Genomic DNA, 250 nt, shown 5'->3' on the forward strand with positions numbered 1-250 from the left:
CACGCCGGCGTGGCCTGCGTCACCGCGCGCGATTTCCGCTGGGAGCGCGGCGACATCAAGAGCGTGTCGCTGCTGGGCAACGTGCTGGCGCGGCAGATCTCGGCCGACCATGGTGCGCTGGAGACGGTGATGTTCCGCGACGGCTGGCTGACCGAGGCATCGGGCAGCAATGTGTGGGTGGTGCATGAAGGCGCGCTGCTGGGCCCGCCCAAGAGCGGCCATGTGCTGGAAGGCATCCGCTACGACCTGC

General features: G+C 69.2%; 1 protein-coding gene. It reads left to right on the forward strand.

The features are described from left to right. Positions 1-250 (forward strand): aminotransferase class IV (locus ACMUOY_RS20675; RefSeq protein ID WP_413894585.1); only part of this gene is annotated, 250 nt, incomplete at both ends.

It is taken from the genome of Candidatus Skiveiella danica (genome assembly GCF_022705245.1).
In the GTDB taxonomy this organism is placed as follows: Bacteria; Pseudomonadota; Gammaproteobacteria; order Burkholderiales; family Burkholderiaceae_C; genus Skiveiella; species Skiveiella danica.